Origin of the sequence: Phyllobacterium sophorae (genome assembly GCF_003010965.1) — a bacterium.
GTDB lineage: Bacteria > Pseudomonadota > Alphaproteobacteria > Rhizobiales > Rhizobiaceae > Phyllobacterium > Phyllobacterium sophorae.
The window spans coordinates 1-980 of the sequence record NZ_PGGM01000043.1 but is presented as its reverse complement, the minus strand read 5'-3'; the positions used below and the strand labels follow the sequence as shown (position 1 = coordinate 980).

At 54.9% G+C, this 980-nt stretch carries 1 protein-coding gene; it reads left to right on the top strand.

Translation table 11 applies throughout. The features are described from left to right. The first annotated feature begins 26 nt into the window (after positions 1 to 26). Complete coding sequence (locus tag CU103_RS30945; protein WP_106667835.1) at positions 27 to 965, top strand: IS110 family RNA-guided transposase; 939 nt, start codon at positions 27 to 29, stop codon at positions 963 to 965. The last annotated feature ends 15 nt before the right edge of the window (positions 966 to 980 follow it).

Sequence of the window (980 nt, the reverse complement as noted above, 5' to 3'; positions counted from 1 at the left end):
GATGACAAGCATAGGAGGCGGAAAAGATGCATCAGGATACTATCGGCGCCGACATTTCGAAAGACCATATCGATCTTCATCGCCTACCAGGTGGCGAGAGGCTGCGGATTCCCAATGACCGCAAAGGATTTGTTGCAATCCTCAAATGGATCGGCGGTTTGCCCATTGACCGTATCGTCTACGAGCCAACGGGCGCTTATCACAAAGCGTTCGAGCGCTTCATGATCGCCCAGGGCCTGCCGATTTCCAAAGTCAATCCGCGCCTTGTCAGGCGTTTTGCCGAAGCGACCGGCAGGTTGGCCAAGACGGATCGGGTTGATGCTGAACTGCTTGCCCGCTATGGGCTGCTGCTCGATCCGCGTCTTCTGCGCAAAAATACGCATGTGCTCAATGATTTGAAGGAACTGCACGTTGCTCGTCTGGCGTTGTTGAAGGACAGGACTGCGGCCAAAAACCGCGCAAAGAACCTGACCCAGCTTCTGCTTAAACGGCAAAACGACGTGCGCCTCAGGCAGATAGATACCCAGATGCGACAGATCGATGAGGCCATCATGCGATTGATCAATGTCGATGATGGCCTCAAGGCGCGCTTCGCAATCCTCGTCTCCATTCCGGGCATTTCCACCGTCACTGCTTTCACGCTGATCATCGAAATGCCCGAACTCGGAGAGCTCGACGAAAAGGCCGCAGCCTCCTTATGCGGGCTTGCTCCGATGAGCCGACAATCCGGACGATGGACCGGACGCGCTTTCATTGCTGGCGGAAGGGCCATCGTCCGGCAAGCGCTCTATATGCCAGCACTTGTCGCTGCCCGCTTTAATCCAGATCTCAAGGCCACGTACAACGCGCTTATCGGGACTGGAAAACCGCCAAAGGTCGCTATAACTGCAATCATGCGAAAACTTATCGTCCTCGCCAACGCGCTCCTGCGCGACAACCGAAAATGGAACCAAAAAGCCACTTGATCAAAACGGATACTC

What these genes read in the sequence shown, in the direction of transcription:
- CU103_RS30945 (WP_106667835.1), top strand. Translation starts at nt 27, where the DNA reads ATGCATCAGGATACTATCGGCGCCGACATTTCGAAAGACCATATCGAT.